The following is a 21,137-nucleotide window of genomic DNA, read 5'->3' as shown; positions in this document are numbered from 1 at the left end:
GTGGGCATGATTGCAGGAGGTCATGAGGTGCGGAAAAGTACCGGCTTTATCGCCAACATCGATATTTGCAAAGAGTATGACGCGCGTTACGCCGCCGACGAGGTGCACTACGAAACCTTCGCCGGGCTGGCGGCATTCTTCGGCCGCGACATGCAGGTGCACTGGCACGACTGCTTCTTCCAGGTGCATTTCCTGGAAACCGGCAAGATAGAGCTGCAGCTCGACGATCAGCACTATTCGGTGCAGGCGCCGCTGTTCATCCTCACGCCGCCGTCGGTGCCGCATGCGTTCTTTACCGAACCAGACAGCGACGGCCACGTGCTGACGGTGCGCCAGGAGCTGATTTGGCCGCTGCTGGAGCGCCTGTATCCCGGCAGCAACCTGGCGCTGGACATGCCGGGCATCTGCCTGTCGCTGGCCGATGCGCCGCAGGAGCTGACGGCGCTCAGCCACTACTGGGCGCTGATCCGCCGCGAGTTCGGCCAGAACCTGGCCGGGCGCGAACAGACGCTGGCGCTGCTGGCGCAGGCGGTGTTCACGCTGCTGCTGCGCAACACCGCGCTGGAAGACAACGCCAACAGCGGCGTGCGCGGCGAACTGCAGCTGTTTCAGCGGTTCAACAAGATGGTGGACGAGCGTTTTCGCGAGCATCTGCCGGTGCCGGAGTATGCGCAGGCGCTGGGAGTGACCGAATCGCGGCTCAACGACCTGTGCCGGCGCTTCGCCAACCGGCCGCCCAAGCGGCTGATCTTCGATCGGCTGCTGCGCGAGGCCAAACGCATGCTGCTGTTCAGCGCCTGCACGGTGCATGAAACCGCCTACAGCCTCGGCTTCAAGGATCCGGCCTATTTCGCCCGTTTTTTCAATCGGCTGGAAGGCTGTTCCCCCTCGACCTACCGCGCGGCGCAACACGCCCTTTCGTAACCGCGATCACAGTTTGCCGCGAAAGCGGCAAACTGACCTGAAAAGTACCGGCGATTGCCGCAAAAGTCTCTTCTCGAAACCGGCTTTGGCAGCTTCAATTAAGCAACCAAAAGAAAACATTATTTTAACAAATGGCCGGATCCACGGCCTGAAAAATGCCGATGACGAGGAAGACCCGATGAAACCAGAAGACTTTCGTGCCGACAGCAAACGCCCGTTTACCGGCGCCGAATACCTGAAAAGTTTGCAGGACAGCCGCGAAATCTACATTTACGGCGAGCGCGTGAAAGACGTCACCACCCACCCGGCGTTCCGCAACGCGGCGGCGTCTGTCGGCCAGCTGTATGACGCGCTGCACGATCCGGCCAGCCAGGATCGCCTGTGCTGGAATACCGACACCGGCAACGGCGGCTATACCCACAAATTTTTCCGCTACGCCCGCAGCCCGGAAGAGATGCGCCAGCAGCGCGATGCCATCGCCGACTGGTCGCGTCAAAGCTACGGCTGGATGGGGCGCACGCCGGACTACAAGGCGGCCTTCGGCTGCGCGCTGGGCGCTTATCCGGAGTTCTACGGCCAGTTCGCCGACAACGCGCGCCACTGGTACAAACGCATTCAGGAAACCGGGCTCTATTTCAACCACGCCATCGTCAACCCGCCGATCGACCGCCACAAGCCGGTCAACGAGGTGAAGGACGTTTACATTCAGGTGGAGAAAGAGACCGACGCCGGCATCGTGGTCAGCGGCGCCAAAGTGGTGGCCACCAACTCGGCGTTGACCCACTACAACTTCATCGGCTTCGGTTCGGCGCAGGTGATGGGCGATAACCCGGACTTCGCGCTGATGTTCGTGGCGCCGATGGACGCCGAAGGGGTGAAGCTGATTTCGCGCGCCTCCTACGAACTGGTGGCCGGCGCCACCGGATCGCCGTTCGACTACCCGCTCTCCAGCCGCTTCGACGAGAACGACGCGATCCTGATTATGGATCATGTGCTGATCCCGTGGGAAAACGTGCTGATCTACCGCGATTTCGACCGCTGCCGGCGCTGGAGCACCCAGGGCGGTTTCGCTCGGCTGTTCCCGCTGCAGGCCTGCGTGCGCCTGGCGGTGAAGATGGACTTCATCACCGCGCTGCTGCAAAAGAGCCTCTCGTGCACCGGCGTGCTGGAGTTCCGCGGCGTGCAGGCCGATCTGGGCGAAGTGGTGGCCTGGCGCAACCTGTTCTGGTCGCTGAGCGACGCGATGTGCGCCGAAGCCACAAAATGGGAAAACGGCGCCTACCTGCCGGATTCCGCCGCGCTGCAAACCTACCGCGTGATGGCGCCGATGGCCTACACCAAGGTGAAACACATCATCGAGAAGAACGTCACCAGCGGCCTGATCTACCTGCCGTCCAGCGTGCGCGACATGAACAACCCGGAGATCGACAAGTACCTGGCGCGCTACGTGCGCGGATCGGACGGTATGGATCACGTCGAACGCATCAAGATCCTCAAGCTGATGTGGGATGCGATCGGCAGCGAATTCGGCGGCCGCCACGAGCTGTATGAGATCAACTACGCCGGCAGCCAGGATGAGATCCGCCTGCAGTGCCTGCGCCACGCGCAGGGATCCGGCAACATGGATCGCATGATGCAGATGGTCGACAAGTGCCTGGCCGATTACGATCAGCACGGCTGGAAGGTGCCGCACCTGCGGAACAATGACGATATTAATCAGTTGGATAATCTGCTGAAGTAATTCAGGAGGAGGTTGTATGTCTCAGGAAAATGAACAGCGCCTGCGCTTTCGCGACGCCATGGCCAGCCTGTCGGCGGCGGTGAATATCGTCACCACCGACGGCCCGGCGGGGCGCTGCGGCATCACCGCCACGGCGGTGTGCTCGGTAACCGATACGCCGCCGACGCTGCTGGTGTGCATCAACCGCAACAGCGCGATGAACCCGGTGTTTCAGGAAAACCGCAGGCTGTGCGTCAACGTGCTCAACCACGAGCAGGAGCTGATGGCGCGCCACTTCGCCGGCATGACCGGCGTCAGCATGGAAGAACGTTTCCGGCTGAAAGAGTGGCAACTCGGTGCGCTGGGGCAGCCGGTGCTGCGCAATACCCTGGCCAGCCTGGAAGGGGAGATCGAGCAGATCCAGAGCATCGGCACCCACCAGATGTACCTGGTGCAGATCAAGCAGATCGCACTGAGCGAAGCCGGCAACGGGTTGATCTACTTCAAGCGCAATTTCCATTCGGTGATCCACCCGATGGCGGTGCCGGCCTGAGGCGTTGGGGCGCAGCCCGCTGCGCCCCGCATATCAACTCTTGTTGGCCGCCAGATCGCTCACCAGGCGGTTGACCGGATCGCTCATGTTGGTGAACTTGCTCAGTTCCGAGCGGGTCACCACCACGAACACCCCGACGTTTTTCGCCGGGATCATCGCCATGTAGGTAATGAACCCGCCGCCGCCGCCGGTCTTCTGAATGATGCCCGGCAGCCCGTCCTTCGGCGCCATATACACCCAGCCCAACCCTAGCGCATCCGCTTGCCCCGGCACGTCCATGCCCTTCAGCGACACCAGATCGTGACGCTGGAAGTACATGGTTTGCTCGCTGGCGGCGGTGGCTTTGCGCGGGCCGCTGGCGCTGGAGGAGAGGAACTGTTGCATCCAGCGCTGCATGTCGCGCGGGGTGGAGTAGACGCCGCCGCTGCCGGCCGCGGCGGTGGTGTCGCGGCAGGCGCTCGGGCCGGCCGCCGCCACCATCAGGCGCGAGCACTGTTCGGGGCTCGGCGTCAGCGTGGTGTCGACCATGCCGAGCGGCGCGGTGATTTTCTCTTTCAGCAGCGCGTTGTAAGGCTTGCCTGCGGCGCGCGACAGCGCGTCGGCCAGCAGGTCATACGCCAGGTTGGAGTAGGCGGCGCGTACGCCCGGCGGCACCGTGACGTTGGCATGCGCCAGCCACTGCCAGCGCTGGGCCTTGGTCGGCCAGGTGAACACCGGCGTTTTCGGCGGCTTTTTGCCCGGCTGCTCGCGCGGCAGCGCGCTGGTGTGCGTCGCCAGGTTCAGCAGGGTGATCGGCTGCCCGGCGTTGTAAGCCGGTACATAGGCGCCTTTGGGGGCGTACTTGCGCAGCGGGTCGGTCAGTTTGACCTGGCCTGCCGCCGCCATTTTCACCATCACTTCGCTGGTCATCAGCTTGGTGATCGAGGCGATGCGGATCAGCGAATCCGGGCGCGGGCGCAGGTTGTTGCCGGGTTTGGTATCGCCAAAGCTGCGGTTAACCACCTGATTGCCGTCGATCACCACCAGCGCCATGCCGGTGGCGCCGCTGTTGTAGAAAATATGTTCGGCATACTGGTCGACGATTTGCGAAGCCAGCTGCGGGGGGGTGGCCAGCGCGGCCAGCGGCGCGGCGCACAGGCCCAGCGCCAGCAATAAAGCGGAGACAGAGTTCTTCAACGGTCGTTATCCATTTAACAATGCAGCGGGAAAGGGCGTTATTCGTCGCCCAGTGTAATGCGCTCAGGCCCCGGCTGCATGTAGAAAAAAGAGCGGTGACGATAAATTTTTTAACCGCCGGCGGCCTACTGCGCGCGGGCGAAAATGGCGATCACTTCATCGAGGTGCGCCTTCATCGCCTTGCGGGCGCCGCGCACGTCGCGCGCTTCGATCGCCGCCAGGATCGCCCGGTGTTCCTGCTCGGAACGGTGCGGCATGTCGTCCGGCGTATAGTGGCGCTGCAGCACGCGAAACATGCTGCCGTAACGGTGGCCGAGCAGGTGGCCGATAATGAACGCATAGGCCGGGTTGCCGCTGGCCTGGGCGATGCGGATGTGGAACAGCCGATCGCCGGGGTGAGTGGCGGAGCCGGCGCGGTTATCGCGGCAGTTCTGCTCGTAGGCGGCGCGGATGCCCGCCAGCTCTTCGTCGGTGGCGTGGCGCGCGGCCAGCGCGGCGGTCTCCGGTTCGATCAACAGGCGGGTTTGCAGCAGTGAAAACGGCGGCAGCTCGGCGTTGAAATCCAGTTCAATATTCAGTTCGTCGTCGATCTCCGCCCATTGGTTGCGGCCGGCCTGCGCCATCACCGGCTCCTGCGACGGCGCCAGCGGCGTTTGCGAGCGCACGATCACCCCGTTGCCGACCTTGACGTCCACCAGGCCGATCACTTCCAGCGCGATCAGCGCTTCGCGCACCGACGCGCGGCTGACCTGCAACTGCTGGGCGAGATCCCGCTCCGAGGGCAGGCGGCTGCCCGGCGGAAATTCGTTATTTTCGATCAGACGTTTGAGCTGGTCTGCTATCTGTCTGTAAATTCTTGGGTTTTCCAGTCGGGTAATCGGCATTTTTGACCTTTGACGATTCGGCGTTCAGTGATTTGGCGCACAATTATGCGACAAGGCGCTTGAGTAATCGTTATTCAAGTGTAAAAAAATGGTTAATTGAAATGCGGTTTCAAGGCTGTTTTATTAACTTCTTCCCCCAACGATAACGCGTAAAGCGTCTTTTGTCATGTTAGAGGCCTGACCTTTAACCGCCTTTAGTGGCCTGACCATTAGACCTTTAGGCCGAGGAGTCAAGATGGATTTAACCGGGAAACGCGTACTGATCACCGCCGCCGGGCAAGGGATCGGTTTTACCACCGCCAGGCTGTTCGCCGCCGCCGGTGCCGAGGTGATCGCCAGCGACATCAACCTCGAGCGCCTGCAGGGCTGCGCCGGGATCCGCGCGCTGACGCTGAACGTCACCGATCCGGCCGCCATCGCGGCGGCGGCGGAAGCGATCGGCCCGATCGACGTGCTGTTCAACTGCGCCGGCGTGGTGCACAGCGGATCGATCCTCGATTGCAGCGAAGATCAGTGGGCGTTCGCGCTCGATCTCAACGTTACCGCGATGTTCCGCATGATCCGCGCCTTCCTGCCGGGCATGTTGGCGCGCGGTAAAGGCTCGATCATCAACATGTCCTCGGTGGCCTCGAGCGTGAAAGGGGTGCCGAACCGCTTCGCTTACAGCGCCAGCAAGGCGGCGGTGATCGGCCTGACGCGCTCGGTGGCGGCGGACTACGTCACGCAGGGCATCCGCTGCAACGCCATCTGCCCCGGCACGGTGGAGTCGCCGTCGCTGCGCCAGCGCATTGCCGAGCAGGCGCGCGAGCAGGGGCGCAGCGAGCAAGAGGTGTATCAGGCGTTCGTCGCCCGTCAGCCGATCGGGCGCATCGGCACCACCGAGGAAATCGCCCAACTGGCGCTGTATCTGGCCTCCGACGCCAGTTCGTACACCACCGGCACGGTGCAGATCATCGACGGCGGCTGGAGCAACTGAGCCGCCATTTTTGAGAGAGGAACGCATGAAACTTTTACGTTACGGGCAACCCGGGCAAGAGCGCCCCGGCATGTTGGATGCGCAGGGCCGCCTGCGCGATCTGTCGCAGCATATCGCCGACGTGGGGGGCGCCGCGTTATTGCCGGCGTCGCTCGCCAAACTGCGCGCGCTGGACAGCGCCGCGCTGCCGCTGGTCGAAGGGCAGCCGCGCCTCGGCGCCTGCGTCGGCGGCATCGGCAAGTTTATCTGCATCGGCCTGAACTACGCCGATCACGCGGCGGAAACCGGCGCGGCCATTCCTGAAGAACCGGTGGTGTTCAACAAATGGACCAGCGCGGTGGTCGGCCCCTATGACCAGGTGGAGATCCCGCGCGGCTCGCAGAAAACCGACTGGGAAGTGGAGCTGGGCGTGGTGATCGGCCAGGGCGGGCGCTACATCAGCGAAGCGGACGCCATGCGCCACGTCGCCGGCTACTGCGTGATCAACGACGTTTCAGAACGCGAATATCAAATTGAACGCGGCGGCACCTGGGACAAGGGCAAAGGCTGCGACACCTTCGGGCCGATCGGCCCCTGGCTGGTGACTGCCGACGAGATCGCCGATCCGCACAGCCTGAACCTGTGGCTGGAGGTGGACGGCAAGCGCTATCAGGACGGCAACACCAGCACCATGATCTTCCGCATTCCGCAGATCGTCAGCTACCTCAGCCGCTTTATGAGCCTGCAGCCGGGCGATGTGATCTCCACCGGCACGCCGCCGGGCGTCGGCATGGGGCAGAAACCGCAGCCCATCTATCTGCGGGCGGGCCAGACGATGCGTCTGGGCATCGAAGGGCTGGGCGAACAGCGCCAGCAAACCGTACAGGCCTAACCGGGAGCGCCGCCATGACCACCATTACCGCACTGCGGGTTGAAGACATTCGTTTCCCCACTTCGCTGGGGCTGGACGGATCCGACGCCATGAATCCGGATCCCGACTATTCCGCCGCCTACGTGATCCTGGAGACCGATCGCGCGGATCTCAGCGGCCACGGGCTGACGTTCACCATCGGCCGCGGCAACGAGATCTGCTGCGCGGCGATCCGCGCGCTGGAACATCAGATCGTCGGCGAGCGGCTGGAAGATATCGCCGCCGACATGGGCGCCTTCTGGCGGCGCTTCACCAGCGACAGCCAGCTACGCTGGATCGGGCCGGACAAGGGCGCCATTCACCTGGCGACCGGTGCGGTGGTCAACGCGGTGTGGGATCTGTGGGCCAAATCGGTCGGCAAGCCGGTGTGGCGGCTGGTGGCGGAGATGACGCCGGAGGAGCTGGTGCGCTGCATCGACTTCCGTTACATCACCGACTGCATCACGCCGCAGGAAGCGCTGGCGCTGCTGAAACAGCGTGCCGAGGGCAAAGAAGAGCGCCTGGCGCGGCTGCTGCAGGAGGGGTATCCCTGCTACACCACCTCCGCCGGTTGGCTGGGTTATCCGGACGACAAGCTGCGTCGCCTGTGCCAGGAAGCAGTCGACGCCGGTTTCTCCTACCTGAAGCTGAAGGTCGGGCGCGATCTGGAAGATGACATCCGCCGGGTGCGCATCGCCCGCGAGGTGATCGGCCCGGATCGCCGGCTGATGATCGACGCCAACCAGGTGTGGGAGGTGGACGAAGCCATTCCGTGGGTGAAGCATCTGGCGTTCGCCAAACCCTGGTTTATCGAAGAACCGACCAGCCCGGATGACGTGGAAGGGCACCGCCGCATCCGCGAAGGGGTGGCGCCGGTCAAGGTGGCCACCGGCGAGATGTGCCAGAACCGCATCATGTTCAAGCAGTTCATCATGCGCGGCGCGGTAGACGTGGTGCAGATCGACGCCTGCCGCCTCGGCGGCGTCAACGAAGTGCTGGCGGTGATGCTGATGGCGGCCAAATACCAACTGCCGGTCTGCCCGCACGCCGGCGGCGTCGGGCTGTGCGAGTACGTGCAGCACCTGTCGATGATCGACTACCTGTGCATTGCCGGCAGCCACGAAGGCCGAGTGATCGAGTACGTCGATCATCTGCATGAACACTTTGTCGATCCCTGCGTGATCAACGGCGCGGCCTACATGCCGCCGAGCCGCCCCGGCTATTCGATCGAGATGCATTCGTCGTCGATCGAGCAGTATCGGTTCCGCGGGTGAGGCGGGAGGATCGCATGCCGCGCATCGATGCTCACCAGCACTACTGGCGCTATCACCCACAGCACTACCCGTGGATCGACGAGCGGATGAGCGTGCTGCGGCAGGATTTCGATCCGCCCCGGCTGCGGCCGCTGTTGCAGGAACAGGGGTTCGACGGCGCGCTGGCGGTGCAGGCGCGCCCCAGCGAGGAAGAGACGCTGGCCCTGCTGGCGCTGGCGGAGCAGGGCGAGGGCTTATGCGGCGTGGTGGGCTGGCTGGATATCGCCGCGCCGCAGCTGGCGCAGCGTCTGGAGGCCTTGCGGCCTTATAGCGCGCTGCGCGGGGTGCGCCATCAGGTGCAGGACGAAGCGGATCCGGCGGCCTGGCTGGCGCGGCCGGAAGTGAAGCGCGGCATGCAAACGCTGCAGCGCACCGGGTATGTGTACGAGATCCTGGTGACGCACCGGCATCTGGCGGCCGCGGCGGCGTTCGCCGCCCGCCACGATGAGCACTGGCTGGTGTTGGATCATCTCGGCAAGCCGGATATCGCGCGCGGCGCGCGGCACTGGGCGCAGCAAATCCGGCCGCTGGCGGCGCTGCCGCACGTGGCCTGCAAGCTGTCGGGGCTGATCACCGAGGCGCCGGGTGGCCGGTGGCGGGCGGAAGAACTGCTGCCGTTCTTCGACGCCGCGCTGGAGGCGTTCGGCCCGCAGCGGCTGATGTTCGGCTCCGACTGGCCGGTGTGCCTGCTGGCCGGCGATTACCGCCAGGTGGTGCAACTGTGCGAACGGGCGCTGTCGACGCTGGGGGCCGCCGAGCAGGCGGCGATTTGGGGCGACACCGCCTGGCGAATTTACGGTTTAACGGAGTCTGGTTATGGATCTGTATCTGCAAGATAAGGTGGTGCTGGTCACCGGCGGCGGTGCCGGCATCGGCGCGGCGATTGCTCATGTGCTGGCCGAAGAAGGCGCGATCCCGGTGCTGGTCACCAACGCCGCGCCGGAGGCGGCGCTGCTGGCCGATTTGCAGCGGCTGCAGCCGCGCACCGAGGTGATCCTCACCGAACTGTGCGACGAGGCGGCCTGCCGCCGCGCGGTCAGCCAGACGCTGGCGGCCTTCGGCCGCATCGACGGGCTGGTGAATAACGCCGGAGTCAACGACGGCGTCGGGCTGGAGGCGGGGCGCGAAGCCTTCGTCGGCTCGCTGGAAAAGAACCTGGTGCACTACTACCTGATGGCGCACCTGTGCCAGGCGGCGCTGCAGGAAAGCCGGGGCGCTATCGTCAACATCGCCTCCAAGACCGCGCTCAGCGGCCAGGGCGGCACCAGCGGTTACACCGCCGCCAAGGGCGCGGTGCTGGCGCTGACGCGCGAATGGGCGGTGTCGCTGCGCCATGACGGCGTGCGGGTGAACGCGGTGGTGCCGGCGGAGGTGATCACCCCGCAGTACCAGCGCTGGCTCAACACCTTCGCCGAGCCGCAGCGGCAGATGGCGAAAATCACCGCGCGCATTCCGCTCGGGCAGCGCATGACCACGCCGCAGGAGATCGCCGATACCGTGGCGTTTCTGCTGTCGTCGCGGTCATCGCATACCACCGGGCAGTGGCTGTCGGTGGACGGCGGCTACCTGCATCTCGATCGGGCGCTGACGTGAGCGGCGCGACGGCAGGGCGGAGCCGTTTCTGCCAGGCGCTCGATCTGATTGACTCACCGGCGCTGATTGCGGAGTACCTGCAGCATCATCAGCGCATCTGGCCGGGCATCGCCGCGCATTTGCGCGAGCACGGCATTCTGGACATGGAGATTTACCGGTTGGGCACCCGGCTGTTCATGATCGTGGAGGTCAGCGCCGATTTCGACGCTGCGCGCTTTGACGCCGCCAGCCTGAACAACCCCGAAGTACAGCGATGGGAAGCGCTGATGTGGCACTACCAGGCCGCCACCCCCTGGACGCCGCAGGGCGAAAAATGGGTGGAAATGGCGCGGATATTTTCTCTGCAACAGCAATAACGCCAACATCATCATCGCCAGACGATACGAGGGTATCACCATGCTTGCTGAAAAAAGTGCGGCCTCCGCGCAGCCGGGCGTCGCCGTGACCGCCAATCTGCGCTGGGCCTTTATCCTGGTCACCAGCCTGTTCTTCATGTGGGGGCTGTCCTATGGCCTGCTGGACGTATTAAACAAACATTTTCAGGAGACGTTGCACGTCACCAAGGCGCAATCAGGGCTGCTGCAGGCGGCCTATTTCGGCGCCTATTTCCTGGTGGCGCTGCCCGCCGGGTACTTTATGGACCGCAAGGGCTATAAGGCGGGCATTCTGGTCGGGCTGTGCCTGTATGCGCTGGGGGCGCTGCTGTTCGTGCCGGCGGCATCGGCCAACAGCTTCGGCGTGTTCCTGTTTGCGCTGTTCGTTATCGCCAGCGGCCTGGGCTGCCTGGAAACGGCCGCCAACCCGTACGCCACGGTGCTGGGCGACGCGCAGGGCGCCGAACGGCGGCTCAACCTGGCCCAGTCGTTCAACGGCCTCGGGCAGTTTATCGGCCCGCTGATCGGCGGCACGCTGTTCTTCTCCGCCAGCCAGTCCGCCGGCGGCGGCGATCAGAGCGCGGTGAAGATGACCTATGTGGCGATCGCCGTGCTGGTGCTGCTGATCGCGCTGTTGTTCAGCCGCACCCGGCTGCCGGCGATCCGTGAAGAGGAGAAACCGGTGCACGGCGTGATAGCGCAGGGCTTATGGCAGCATCCGCATTTCGTCGGCGGGGTGATCACGCAGTTCTTCTACGTGGCGGCGCAGGTGGGCGTGGGGGCGTTCTTCATCAACTACGCCACCGAACACTGGCGCGATGTGTCTAACCAGAGCGCCTCTTACCTGCTGTCGATCGCCATGATCTGCTTTATGGTCGGGCGCTTCTTCAGCACCTGGCTGATGGGGCGAGTCAAACCGGCGACGCTGCTGGCGGCCTATGCGCTGATCAACATCGCGCTGTGCGGCGTGGTGATGCTGAGTGTCGACGGGGTGTCGGTGGTGGCGCTGATCGCGGTGTTCTTCTTTATGTCGATCATGTTCCCGACCATTTTCGCCCTGGGGGTGAAAAAACTGGGTAAACACACCAAGCGCGCCAGCTCCTTTATGATCATGGCGATCGTCGGCGGCGCCATCATGCCGTACTTTATGGGGGCGCTGGCCGACCGTTACAGCACCGCGCTCTCTTATCTGTTGCCGCTGCTGTGCTTCGCGGTGGTGCTGGTTTACGGCCTGCGGCAGCGCCGCGCCTGATTCAACCCGGCGGCGAATCGGCCTTCGCCGCCGTTGTCAGCGCCTGTGGGCGCGTTCGCATCAGGATCGCCAGCGCCAGCAGCAGCACGATGCCGGACAGCACGCCGTTTATCGTCAAGCCTCCGGCGTCCACCACCAGCCCGCCCGCTAGCGAGCCGCAGGAAATCGCCAGATTAAACAGCGCGATATACAGCGAAGAGGCGACCTCGACCGCGTCGGGGGCCGCCTTGAGCATCCACGCCATCAGCGACACGGAAACGCCGCCGTAGGCGATGCCCCACAGCAGGAGGAAGGCACCGCCGCTCAGCGGCGCGCGGCCCAGCAGCGGCAGCAGCAGGACGGCGAGCGCCAGCCCGAAGGCGATCAGCGCCAGGGTGCGGCGCAGCCGTTTGGTGGCGGCCTGGCCGGCGATGAAATTCCCGACGATACCGGCGGCGCCGTAGGCGAACAGCAGCGGCCCCACCCAGCGGCTCTCGATGCCGGCGACCGTCTGCAGCAGCGGGCGGACAAAGGTGTAGGCCATAAAGTGGCCGGCGACCAGCAGAAACGTCAGCAGCAGCCCGAGGAGCAACCGGCGATTCGCGTGCTGCGCGGTGAACGACCGCCAGCTCACCGCCTGCGTGACCGGCAGCGGCGGCAGCACGCACAGCAGCAGGAGCAGGGTCAGCGCCGCCAGGACGGCGACGGCCAGAAACGCCATGCGCCAGCCCAGCGCTTCGCCGAGGAACACCCCGAGCGGCACGCCGAGCACCGAGGCCGCCGCTACGCCGCCGAAGATGACGGACAGCGCCAATCCGACGGAGGCCGGCGGCACCAGACGTTCCGCCAATCCGCCGGCGATGGCCCAGATACCGCCGATGCAAAAGCCCAGCAGGATGCGCGCAGCGAACAGCAGCGCCATGGAGGTAGCGGCGGCGGCCAGCAGGTTGGCGGCGATCAGCAGTAGCAGAAAGACGATCAGCAGGCTGCGGCGATCCGTGCGCCGGGCGCCCAGCACCACCAGCGGGGCGAACAGCGCGGCGAACAGGGCAGGCAGGGAAATCAGCAGCCCGGCGCGGCCTATCGATGCGTTCAAGGTGCTGACTATCGGGGTCAGCAGCCCGACGGGCAGCATTTCTGCCGTGACGACGGTAAAGGTGGATAGGCCGATGGCGAAGGTCGCCAGCCAGGGTTTTGCGCCGCCGCCGGCGTGTAAGGCACTCATAATGACTCTCCCAACAGATGAAGAGCCTCAGTGTATCCGCGCCAAAATGACTGATAAACTGGCCTGAATGCGCAACATTGGGGACAAATCGTGGCTAATTTACCGTCTATGCCGTTGGATAACCTGACCGACCTGCTGGTGTTCATTCGCGTTGCCGACGCCTGCAGCTTCACGCTGGCGGCCGAGAGGCTGGGCATCTCCCGCTCGGCGGCGGGCAAATGCGTGATCCGATTGGAGGAGCGATTGGCCACCCGGTTGCTGCAGCGCACCACGCGCAGCGTCAGCCTGACCGAAGACGGCGCGGTGTTTTACGAGTATGCGCAGCGTATCCTGTCGCAGGCCGAAGAGGCGGAAACGGCGCTCAATACGCGGCGGCAAACCCCACGCGGGCGGCTGCGGCTGGATCTGCCGGTTTCGTTGGGGCGGTTGCATATCCTGCCGATTCTGCGGGAGTTTTTGGCGCAGTGGCCGGAGGTGGACGCCGATGTCAGCTTCTCCGACGATTACAGCGATCTGGTGCGCGACGGCATCGACGTGGCTGTCCGCGTCGGCGGCAACGACGACAGCCGGCTGGTGCGGCGGGTGCTCGCGCCACATCGCCTGATCACCTGCGCGGCGCCGGATTATCTGGCGCGGCACGGCACGCCTGCAAAACCGGAGGCGCTGGGCGATCACGAGACGCTGGTCTTCAGCCATCAGGGGCTGCCGGCGCCCTGGCGCTATTTGGTCAACGGGCAACTGCACGAACAGCCGGTGCGCGGCCGGATGCGTTTCAACAACGTCGAGGCCTTGAGGGATGCGGCCGTCGCCGGAGCCGGCCTGTGCCAGGTGGGGGCGTTTCTGGTCGGCGAGCAGATTGCGGCCGGCACGCTGGTGCCGGTGCTGGAGCGCTATTGCCGCCCGGGGCCGCCGATCTGCGCCGTCTATCCCAGCCGGCGCCATCTCTCCCCCAAGGTGAAACTGTTCCTGGCGGCGATCGAACGGCGCTGGCAGGGCAAGGCTATTTGGGAAACCGCTTAGCGCGAGCGATTCACACCGCTTTCAAGGCCAGCGTTCGCCGCATTAAGCGGTAGCCGCCGGCCGCCACCAGCAGCACGATCAGCCCGGCGGTGAGCGTGACGCCGAAGCCGGCCGCTATCCCGGCGGCATCGATCGCCAGGCCCGCCAATGCGGCGCCGAGCGCCACGCCTATCCCCAGGCCGGTGACCATCCAGGTCAACCCCTCCGTCAGCCGGGAGGGCGGCACGATGTTTTCAACCAGCCCCATGGCAATGATCATGGTCGGCGCAAAAAACAATCCCGCAACAAACATCGCCGCCGCCAGCGTCAAGACATCGTGCACCCACAGCAGCGGCAGGGTGGTGAAGGCGGTGGCGAACGCCGCGTATAAGAACAGGCGAGGCAAGGAGACGGGGATCTTCATTGCGCCGAAAATCAGCCCGGCCAGGCAGGAGCCGAACGCATAAACCGACAGCACGATGCTGGCGGCGGCCGGCTGTCCTTGCTGCTCGGCGAAGGCCACGCTGATGACGTCCACGGTGCCGACGATGGTGCCCAGGGCGATCAGCGCCAGCAGCAGGATCTGCATTGACGGCATGGCCAGGATGGCGCGCTGCCGCTGGTTATTGCGGGTGTAGACCGGGGGCTGAGTGCTTTTTTGCGAGGCGAATGCCGCAACGCCCGCCACCAGAAGCAGCGCGGCTACCAGAGGGCCGGCTTCTGGGAAGAGTGAAACGCTAAGCCCCACGGCGATCGGTGGGCCGACGATAAAGGCCACTTCATCTAACACGGACTCGAATGAAAATGCCGTGTGCAGCTGTGGCGTGCCGCGATAAATTTCGCTCCAGCGGGCTCTGACCATCGCGGAGATGCTGGGCATGCCGCCCGCAAGCGCGGCGAAGACGAACAGCGTCCACTCCGGCGCCCGATAGTGGGTGCAGAGCAACAGCAGTAGCAGGGCGAGCGTGCTGATCCCGGTGGCATACGGCAGCACGCGGCTTTGGCCGTGACGATCCGCCGCGCGCGCGATTTGCGGCGCAAGCAGCGCCATGGAAAAGGCGAACGTCGCCGCTACCGCGCCCGCCAACCAATAAGAGCCGCGTACCTGTGAGAGCATGGTGATGATGCCGATACCGGTCATCGAGACCGGCAGGCGCGCGATCAGCCCGGCAGAGGAAAACGCCTTGCTGCCCGGGGCGTTGAACAGGTTGAAATAAGGATTTGCCATGGAAAGGGCTCCAGAAGTTGGCGGCTCAGTATTCGCTCAATGGCCATCATTGACATACGCCACGTATGTTACGTTAATTGACATACATGGCGTATGTCAATTATAACGTTCATCAATAATGAGGCGGGAGTGGACCCATGGCACGTAAAGCGCGCGCAGAAATGATTGAAGAAACCCGACAAAAACTGGTGGCGGCCGCCCGTCAGCAGTTCGGCAGCGTGGGGTATGCCGAGACGGTGATGGATGAACTCACCGCGCAAGCCGGCATGACGCGCGGTGCGCTCTATCACCATTTTGGCGATAAAAAGGGGTTGTTCCTGGCGGTTGTGAAGGCGATTGATGCTGAAATGGATGCGCGTCTTGCCGACATTACCGCGCGTACGGCGGATGACTGGGAGGCGTTTGCGGCGCGTTGTCGCGGTTATTTGATCATGATGACGGAGCCGCAAGCGCAACGCATTTTGTTGCGCGATTCACCTTCGGTGCTGGGGGCTGAATATTTGCAGGCCAGTAAGCTGCAATGCATTGTCTGGATGACGGGCGCATTGCAGGCGTTGATGGCGCAGGGGCGCATCGCTGTCGCCGAGCCGGAATCGCTGGCGCATTTGATCAACGGCGGCCTGATGGATGCCGCGCTTTGGATCGCGCACCAGCCGGATGAGAAAACCGCTTTGGAGCAGGCGTTGGCCGGTTTGTCGTTGTTGCTGAACGGCTTGCGGCCAACGGCCGCTTAACCGGGCAGGGTATTTACTCCTGCGGCAGCAGCAGGGCGGGCTGGACGTTTTGCGCCAGCTGGATATTGTTGCGGCCGCTGTGCTTCGCCAGATAGAGCGCGGCGTCGGCCGCGCCGATCGCCGACTCGACGTCCAGCTTTTCCAGCGCGGAGATGCCGGCGCTGAGCGTCAGCGTGCCGCTGTGCTGCGGGCTGGCGCCGTGTGGGATGTTCAGTTCCGCCACCCGTTGGCGCACCCGTTCGGCCAGCTGCGCCGCGTAGCCTTCGTGCACGTTGGTCAGCAGCACCAAAAACTCTTCCCCGCCGTAGCGCACCACGATGTCGCGCGAACGTACCGCATCGCGGATGGCGATCGCCACCTGCACCAGCGCCCGGTCGCCCATCGCGTGGCCGTAGCTGTCGTTGTAGACCTTGAAGTGGTCGATATCCAGCAGCAGCACGTAGTGGCGGCCGGTTTGCGGTTCCAGCAGCATGTTGATCTTATTCTCCAGCCCGCGGCGGTTATAAAGACCGGTCAGGGGATCGAGCATGCTTAAATTATTGAATTTGTCCCGTTCGTTATACAGGTTGGCCACCAGCGCGTGGGTAAAGATTTCACTGCGTTTCAACATCAGGTGGTGGATGGAGAAAGCGATAATAGGTAATAGCGTGGTGAATAATATCCGCAGGGTATTATGCATACCGTCTAAAGCCAGGATCACCATTGCGGAAGGCACGGCGTGTAAACAAAAGGCGGTAAAGTTATCCGTCAGAGAAATAGCGCTGATAAAAAAGATGCTGAACAAACTAATTAATAAAAAATCTTGGTTATTCGGTAGGCAATATTGACTTTTAACGTAAATATGGGCGGCCCAAAGCAGGCCGAGCACGCTGGCGAACAGGTTGAGTTTACACAGGTATTTCCGCGGCGTTTGCAGGGAGAATAGCGCCGCCGCCAGACAAAATAGCGGTATACATAATAAAGGTAGGGTAAATGAGGGCGTATCCCTAAAAGGGAACAATAACGTAAATACGGAAGAGGCGGCATTCATCACCAGAAAAAGAAATAATGCCAGGCGCTGCTTGCTGTTCAGTAATTCCTGATAAGAACGGGCGTTCATACGGAGGTCACTCTTTGCAAAGTCGTTCTGTCGAATAATTAAGGTTGAGAAGCATTCCCTCGGCGCGAAATATCCACGGAAGTTGCATGGTTGATGATTGTGATTATTATCATGCAAACAGGACTAGGAATTTTCTTATGTCAAATTATCATTTTTTCATGCTGGTGTCATCTGGGTTTGGTCACCGCAGTGAAAATGATGCGGCGGCCAAAAAAGTGTTATATGATATTGGTTATCATTATCACTTAAAGGGGGTTATCATGCTCACCGCCATGATTGCCGCGTGTGGACTGTGGGGCGTCAGCTGGTGCCTCGGCGATCGCCTGGCCAGCGCCTGGGGCGTTTTGCTGCCGTGCGCGCTGATGCCGCTGCTGGCCTTGATCGATCTGAATATGATGCAGCTGCGCACCCTGATTGTGATAGCGATGCTGGCGACGCTGGTGATGCTGTTCAACAGCCGGCTGCGTCACTATCTGCTGCTGCCTTCCTGCATGGCGCTGGCGGGCGGCCTGGCGGCAATCAGCCTCAACTTCAGCTTCGCGTAAACGCCGGAAACGGCAAAACCACGCTTAGGCGTGTTTATCATCAATGCGTTGGGATTTTTTCGAAGGAACTACCGGAGAGATCATCAATTGGTGCGAAGAGAGGGACTTGAACCCTCACGTCCGTAAGGACACTAACACCTGAAGCTAGCGCGTCTACCAATTCCGCCACCTTCGCACAGTCGATGTTGTTGCTTTGATTTATATTACGTCGCCAGCTTGGTGCGAAGAGAGGGACTTGAACCCTCACGTCCGTAAGAACACTAACACCTGAAGCTAGCGCGTCTACCAATTCCGCCACCTTCGCATCGATGCTGAGTGCAATATAAATCATGTGGTTATTTGGTGCGAAGAGAGGGACTTGAACCCTCACGTCCGTAAGGACACTAACACCTGAAGCTAGCGCGTCTACCAATTCCGCCACCTTCGCGTACCAGAAACATTACCGGAGTAACGTTACCACGGAGGCGAATTCTAGAGATTTTGGCGGGCACGTCAACAGTTATTTCCCCGCATTGCGGGCGTTTGCTGGAAAAACAGCCATATCGCCGCTTTTCCGCTGGTCAAACAGCCAAATCAGCCAATCAATCAACACTCTGACCCGTGGCGCCAGGAAACGGCCGGGTGGATACATGATGTAAATCGGCATCGGCGGAGGCGGCGTGTCCGCCAGCACTTCCACCAGTTCACCCCGTTCCAGCCAGGGGGCAAGCGAATAGCGCGCCGCCTGAATCACCCCCATGCCGGCCCGCGCGCCAGCGATGTAGGCGTCGGCGCCGCTGACGCTCAGCCGGGCGGGGAGTTCGCGCAGTTCCACTTTGCCGCCGCGGCAGAATTCCAGCGGGTAATCGCGGTTGCTGGCCAGGGAAAAATACCCCACCGCGCGGTGCGACGCCAGGCTATCGATGTCGCGCGGCGTGCCGCAGGCCTGCAGGTAAGCGGGGGAAGCGCAGGTGACCTGTGGCAGCTGGGCGATGCGCCGCGCCACCAGGCTGTCGTCTTCGGTTTCCCAGGCGCGCAGCACGCAGTCCACGCCTTCGCGCAACAGATCGACGTGGGTGTCGTTGGCGCCCAGCGCCAGCGTGATGTCGGGATAGCGGCGGTAAAAGTCGTCCAGTGCCGGAATGACAATCTGGCGCGCCAGCGAATGGGGCATATCGATGCGCACTTTGCCGGACGGCTGCAGCTTATGGTGGCTGAACAGCGTGTCCGCCTCCTCAAGCGCCCCCAGCAACTGTACGCAGCGTTGATAGTAGAGGCTGCCTTCGCTGGTCACCTGCACCTGGCGGGTGGTGCGGATCAGCAGGCGCACGCCCAGCCGCTGCTCCAGCCGTTTCAACGCGTTGCTGACCGTGGCGCGCGGCAGCTGCAGGCGCTCGGCCGCCCGGCTGAAGCTGCCCAGTTCGACGATGCGGGTAAAAATGCGCATGGCTTGAACCTGATCCATGTCCACTCCGGATTGTTGGTGATTTTTGAACAGTGATGTGCAATCTGCATTATTTATCTTTGTAGCGTAAACAACCAGACTTTGCTGCGTTATCCGTTCATCGCATGAGGGCAGCACAATGCAACAACGTAAACTGGGTTCTCACGGCCCCCTCGTCTCCGCCTTGGGGCTGGGATGCATGGGCATGAGCGACTTCTACTCCACCGGCGCCGATCGGCAGGAAGCCATCGCCACGCTGCACCGGGCGCTGGAGCTGGGTGTCACGCTGCTCGACACCGCCGACATGTATGGCCCGCACACCAACGAGGAGTTGGTGGGGGAAGCGATCAAGGGCAAACGGCAACAGGTGTTCCTGGCCACCAAGTTCGGCATCCTGCGCGATCCGGCGGATCCTTCGGCGCGCGGCGTCAGCAGCCGGCCCGAGTATATCCGGCGCTCGGTGGAAGGCAGCCTGCGGCGCTTGAGCGTAGAAGAGATCGATCTTTATTATCAGCATCGGGTCGATCCGCAGGTGCCGATCGAAGACGTCGTGGGCACGATGGCGGATCTGATCCGCGAAGGCAAGATCCGCCATATCGGCCTGAGCGAGGCGTCGGTCGCCACGCTGGAGCGGGCGCACAAGGTGCATCCGATCACCGCGCTGCAGACCGAGTATTCGCTGTGGACGCGCGATGCCGAACAGGGCGTGCTGGCGGCCTGTGAGCGCCTCGGCATCGGCTTTGTGCCTTACAGCCCGTTAGGGCGCGGTTTCCTCACCGGCGCTATCCGGCGGCCGGAGGATCTGGCCGAGGACGATTTCCGCCGCGGCAACCCGCGCTTCCAGGGGGAAAACTTCGCCCGCAACCTGGCGCTGGTGGAGAAGGTGGGTGAGCTGGCGGCACAGAAGGGCGTCAAGCCTTCACAGCTGGCGCTGGCCTGGGTGTTGGCGCAGGGCGAGCACATCGTGCCGATCCCCGGCACCAAACGCCGTCGCTACCTCGAAGAGAACGTCGCGGCGGCGGAGATAACGCTGAGCGCGGCCGAGCTGGCGGCGATAGACGCGGTGTTTCCGCTGAGTGCGGCGGCCGGCGATCGCTACGGCGCGGAGTCGATGACCTATATCAACGGCTAAAAAAAAGCGCGGCCTCAGGCCGCGCTCTGTCGTTTTCCGCCAACGGCGAATTATTTCTTCTTCGGCGCGCGCGGCGGGCGGCCGACGGTGGCCTGATACACCTTGAAGCGGCCGTTCTGCGCCAGCACTTCGTGGCTGCCGAAGGTGGCGTCCAGAATGTCCGGGTACGGCAGGAAGGCGTTGGCGACGATGCGCAGCCGGCCGCCGATCGGCAGGTGTTTCACCGCGCCGCGGATCAGGGTTTCGGCGGCGGTCAGGCTGGTCTGCAGCCCGTCGTGGAACGGCGGGTTGGAGATGATCATGTCGAAACGGCCGGTGATGTCGGAGTAAACGTTGCTGACGATCACTTCGCCTTCGATGCCGTTGGCGGCCAGCGTCGCGCGGCTGGATTCCACCGCGGCGGCGTTGACGTCGCTGAGGGTAAGTTTCACCTTCGGCGACAGCTTGGCCATCACCGAGGCCATCACGCCGGCGCCGCAGCCGATGTCCAGCACCTTGCCTTTCATGTGTTTTTCCAGCGTCGACAGCAGCAGCGAGCTGCCGACGTCCAGGCCGTCGCGGCTGAACACGCCCGGCAGCGTTTTCACTTCCAGATCGTGCAGCTGATAGCTGTCCCACCAGTCGTCCAGGCCGAACTCGGTCTGTGCGTCCAGGCGGCCGTGATACAGGCCGCAGCGGCGCGCGCTGTCGATTTTCACCAGCGCAACGTGGCCTTCCAGCGTTGGCTCGGCGCTGCGCACGCCGCTGCGGTTTTCACCGACCACGAACACGTCTACGCCCACCGGCAGCAGCGCCAGGATGTTGCACAGCTGGAATTGCGCTTCCTGCTTACTCTTCGGCCAGTAGTAAACCAGCGTGTCGCAGTCGGCGACGAAAGCGGGATCGACGGTCAAACCGAACTGCACGTTATCGCCCATCGTCCGGTTCAGTAACTGCCAGTGATGGTATTGCTGAGTGTGGACGCGCACGTCCGCGGCCTCGAATTGGGCCGGCAGGCTGTCCTGCAGGTCGCCGGCAAACAGCACGCGGCGTTCGATAAATTCATCACTGTGGCGCAGCATGACTTCACTGGCGGGGGTTAATGCAGACATCAGATATTGGCTCCTGGAAATGAGACCG

Annotated in this window: 21 protein-coding genes and 3 tRNA genes; 14 read left to right on the top strand and 10 right to left on the bottom strand. The window is 63.1% G+C overall.

Going from position 1 to position 21,137, the window contains the following annotated elements:
• The first annotated feature begins 27 nt into the window (after positions 1-27).
• The 3 genes from hpaA to hpaC all read left to right on the top strand — a co-directional run bounded on the left by hpaA (position 28) and on the right by hpaC (position 3,197).
• Entirely contained in the window at positions 28-924 is an 897-nt protein-coding gene (hpaA, locus tag ACJ8HH_RS14760; RefSeq protein WP_033636987.1) for a 4-hydroxyphenylacetate catabolism regulatory protein HpaA, read from the top strand.
• A gap of 178 nt (positions 925-1,102) precedes the next feature.
• Positions 1,103-2,665, top strand: a complete 1,563-nt coding sequence (gene hpaB, locus ACJ8HH_RS14755; protein ID WP_033636988.1) for a 4-hydroxyphenylacetate 3-monooxygenase, oxygenase component — start codon at positions 1,103-1,105, stop codon at positions 2,663-2,665.
• A 16-nt stretch (positions 2,666-2,681) separates the two neighbouring features.
• Entirely contained in the window at positions 2,682-3,197 is a 516-nt protein-coding gene (hpaC, locus tag ACJ8HH_RS14750) for a 4-hydroxyphenylacetate 3-monooxygenase, reductase component (RefSeq protein ID WP_060436809.1), read from the top strand.
• A gap of 33 nt (positions 3,198-3,230) precedes the next feature.
• Here hpaC and ampH read toward each other — a convergent pair whose 3' ends face one another.
• Positions 3,231-4,373, bottom strand: coding sequence for a D-alanyl-D-alanine-carboxypeptidase/endopeptidase AmpH (gene ampH / locus ACJ8HH_RS14745; RefSeq protein WP_060436810.1), 1,143 nt, complete (start codon positions 4,371-4,373; stop codon positions 3,231-3,233).
• A gap of 125 nt (positions 4,374-4,498) precedes the next feature.
• Entirely contained in the window at positions 4,499-5,257 is a 759-nt protein-coding gene (locus tag ACJ8HH_RS14740) for a FadR/GntR family transcriptional regulator (protein ID WP_033648525.1), read from the bottom strand.
• 235 nt (positions 5,258-5,492) lie between these two features.
• Between ACJ8HH_RS14740 and ACJ8HH_RS14735 the strand changes: the two genes are divergently transcribed.
• From ACJ8HH_RS14735 to fucP, 7 genes are read left to right on the top strand one after another with little or no spacing between them, the layout of a single operon-like run.
• On the top strand, positions 5,493-6,233 hold the full coding sequence (locus ACJ8HH_RS14735; protein WP_016929185.1) for an SDR family oxidoreductase: 741 nt from the start codon (positions 5,493-5,495) through the stop codon (positions 6,231-6,233).
• A gap of 25 nt (positions 6,234-6,258) precedes the next feature.
• Positions 6,259-7,104 carry a fumarylacetoacetate hydrolase family protein gene (locus tag ACJ8HH_RS14730; RefSeq protein WP_033648523.1) on the top strand — a complete coding sequence of 282 codons (846 nt, stop codon included), beginning with the start codon at positions 6,259-6,261 and terminating at the stop codon, positions 7,102-7,104.
• Between the two features lie 14 nt (positions 7,105-7,118).
• A complete protein-coding gene (locus ACJ8HH_RS14725; RefSeq protein WP_033652857.1) occupies positions 7,119-8,396 on the top strand; it encodes an L-fuconate dehydratase in 1,278 nt (425 codons plus the stop codon).
• 14 nt (positions 8,397-8,410) lie between these two features.
• Positions 8,411-9,274 carry an amidohydrolase family protein gene (locus ACJ8HH_RS14720; RefSeq protein WP_033648521.1) on the top strand — a complete coding sequence of 288 codons (864 nt, stop codon included), beginning with the start codon at positions 8,411-8,413 and terminating at the stop codon, positions 9,272-9,274.
• Positions 9,252-10,028, top strand: a complete 777-nt coding sequence (locus tag ACJ8HH_RS14715) for an SDR family oxidoreductase (RefSeq protein ID WP_033636997.1) — start codon at positions 9,252-9,254, stop codon at positions 10,026-10,028. Before ACJ8HH_RS14720 ends, ACJ8HH_RS14715 begins: the two co-directional genes overlap by 23 nt.
• Complete coding sequence (locus ACJ8HH_RS14710; RefSeq protein ID WP_033648518.1) at positions 10,025-10,384, top strand: L-rhamnose mutarotase; 360 nt, start codon at positions 10,025-10,027, stop codon at positions 10,382-10,384. Before ACJ8HH_RS14715 ends, ACJ8HH_RS14710 begins: the two co-directional genes overlap by 4 nt.
• A gap of 40 nt (positions 10,385-10,424) precedes the next feature.
• Positions 10,425-11,654, top strand: coding sequence for an L-fucose:H+ symporter permease (fucP, locus tag ACJ8HH_RS14705; protein WP_033648517.1), 1,230 nt, complete (start codon positions 10,425-10,427; stop codon positions 11,652-11,654).
• Between the two features lies 1 nt (position 11,655).
• On the opposite strand, the gene ACJ8HH_RS14700 is transcribed toward fucP, so the two are convergent.
• Positions 11,656-12,858: an MFS transporter gene (locus ACJ8HH_RS14700; protein ID WP_033648516.1), complete on the bottom strand. Its 1,203-nt coding sequence runs from the start codon at positions 12,856-12,858 to the stop codon at positions 11,656-11,658.
• A 108-nt stretch (positions 12,859-12,966) separates the two neighbouring features.
• On the opposite strand from ACJ8HH_RS14700, the gene ACJ8HH_RS14695 reads away from it, so the two are divergent.
• Positions 12,967-13,878 carry a LysR family transcriptional regulator gene (locus ACJ8HH_RS14695; protein WP_033637002.1) on the top strand — a complete coding sequence of 304 codons (912 nt, stop codon included), beginning with the start codon at positions 12,967-12,969 and terminating at the stop codon, positions 13,876-13,878.
• A gap of 10 nt (positions 13,879-13,888) precedes the next feature.
• On the opposite strand, the gene ACJ8HH_RS14690 is transcribed toward ACJ8HH_RS14695, so the two are convergent.
• Positions 13,889-15,085: an MFS transporter gene (locus ACJ8HH_RS14690; protein WP_048321265.1), complete on the bottom strand. Its 1,197-nt coding sequence runs from the start codon at positions 15,083-15,085 to the stop codon at positions 13,889-13,891.
• Between the two features lie 137 nt (positions 15,086-15,222).
• On the opposite strand from ACJ8HH_RS14690, the gene ACJ8HH_RS14685 reads away from it, so the two are divergent.
• The gene (locus ACJ8HH_RS14685; protein ID WP_033648512.1) at positions 15,223-15,819 is read left to right on the top strand and encodes a TetR/AcrR family transcriptional regulator; all 597 of its coding nucleotides are present in this window, start codon (positions 15,223-15,225) and stop codon (positions 15,817-15,819) included.
• Between the two features lie 13 nt (positions 15,820-15,832).
• Here ACJ8HH_RS14685 and ACJ8HH_RS14680 read toward each other — a convergent pair whose 3' ends face one another.
• Positions 15,833-16,918, bottom strand: a complete 1,086-nt coding sequence (locus tag ACJ8HH_RS14680; RefSeq protein WP_060451826.1) for a GGDEF domain-containing protein — start codon at positions 16,916-16,918, stop codon at positions 15,833-15,835.
• Between the two features lie 260 nt (positions 16,919-17,178).
• Here ACJ8HH_RS14680 and ACJ8HH_RS14675 point away from each other — a divergent pair, with 260 nt between their 5' ends.
• Positions 17,179-17,463 (top strand): DUF1435 domain-containing protein, encoded by a 285-nt coding sequence (locus ACJ8HH_RS14675; RefSeq protein ID WP_048233751.1) that lies wholly within the window; start codon positions 17,179-17,181, stop codon positions 17,461-17,463.
• An 88-nt stretch (positions 17,464-17,551) separates the two neighbouring features.
• Here the strand turns inward: ACJ8HH_RS14675 and ACJ8HH_RS14670 are convergent.
• The 4 genes from ACJ8HH_RS14670 to ACJ8HH_RS14655 form a co-directional block, all read right to left on the bottom strand.
• Positions 17,552-17,638 (bottom strand) — tRNA-Leu (locus ACJ8HH_RS14670).
• Positions 17,639-17,680: 42 nt separating this feature from the next.
• Positions 17,681-17,767, bottom strand: a tRNA-Leu gene (locus ACJ8HH_RS14665).
• Positions 17,768-17,803: 36 nt separating this feature from the next.
• Positions 17,804-17,890: transfer RNA gene (locus ACJ8HH_RS14660), tRNA-Leu, on the bottom strand.
• Between the two features lie 72 nt (positions 17,891-17,962).
• Positions 17,963-18,907 (bottom strand): LysR family transcriptional regulator, encoded by a 945-nt coding sequence (locus ACJ8HH_RS14655; RefSeq protein WP_060388148.1) that lies wholly within the window; start codon positions 18,905-18,907, stop codon positions 17,963-17,965.
• A gap of 118 nt (positions 18,908-19,025) precedes the next feature.
• On the opposite strand from ACJ8HH_RS14655, the gene ACJ8HH_RS14650 reads away from it, so the two are divergent.
• Complete coding sequence (locus ACJ8HH_RS14650; protein ID WP_060419514.1) at positions 19,026-20,018, top strand: aldo/keto reductase; 993 nt, start codon at positions 19,026-19,028, stop codon at positions 20,016-20,018.
• A 50-nt stretch (positions 20,019-20,068) separates the two neighbouring features.
• Here the strand turns inward: ACJ8HH_RS14650 and rsmC are convergent, their stop codons facing one another.
• The gene (gene rsmC / locus ACJ8HH_RS14645; protein WP_033649118.1) at positions 20,069-21,109 is read right to left on the bottom strand and encodes a 16S rRNA (guanine(1207)-N(2))-methyltransferase RsmC; all 1,041 of its coding nucleotides are present in this window, start codon (positions 21,107-21,109) and stop codon (positions 20,069-20,071) included.
• Positions 21,110-21,137 lie beyond the last annotated feature (28 nt).

Source organism: Serratia sp. CY32780, assembly GCF_052169135.1.
Taxonomy (GTDB): domain Bacteria; phylum Pseudomonadota; class Gammaproteobacteria; order Enterobacterales; family Enterobacteriaceae; genus Serratia; species Serratia sarumanii.
This window is presented reverse-complemented; position numbering and strand designations above follow the sequence as displayed.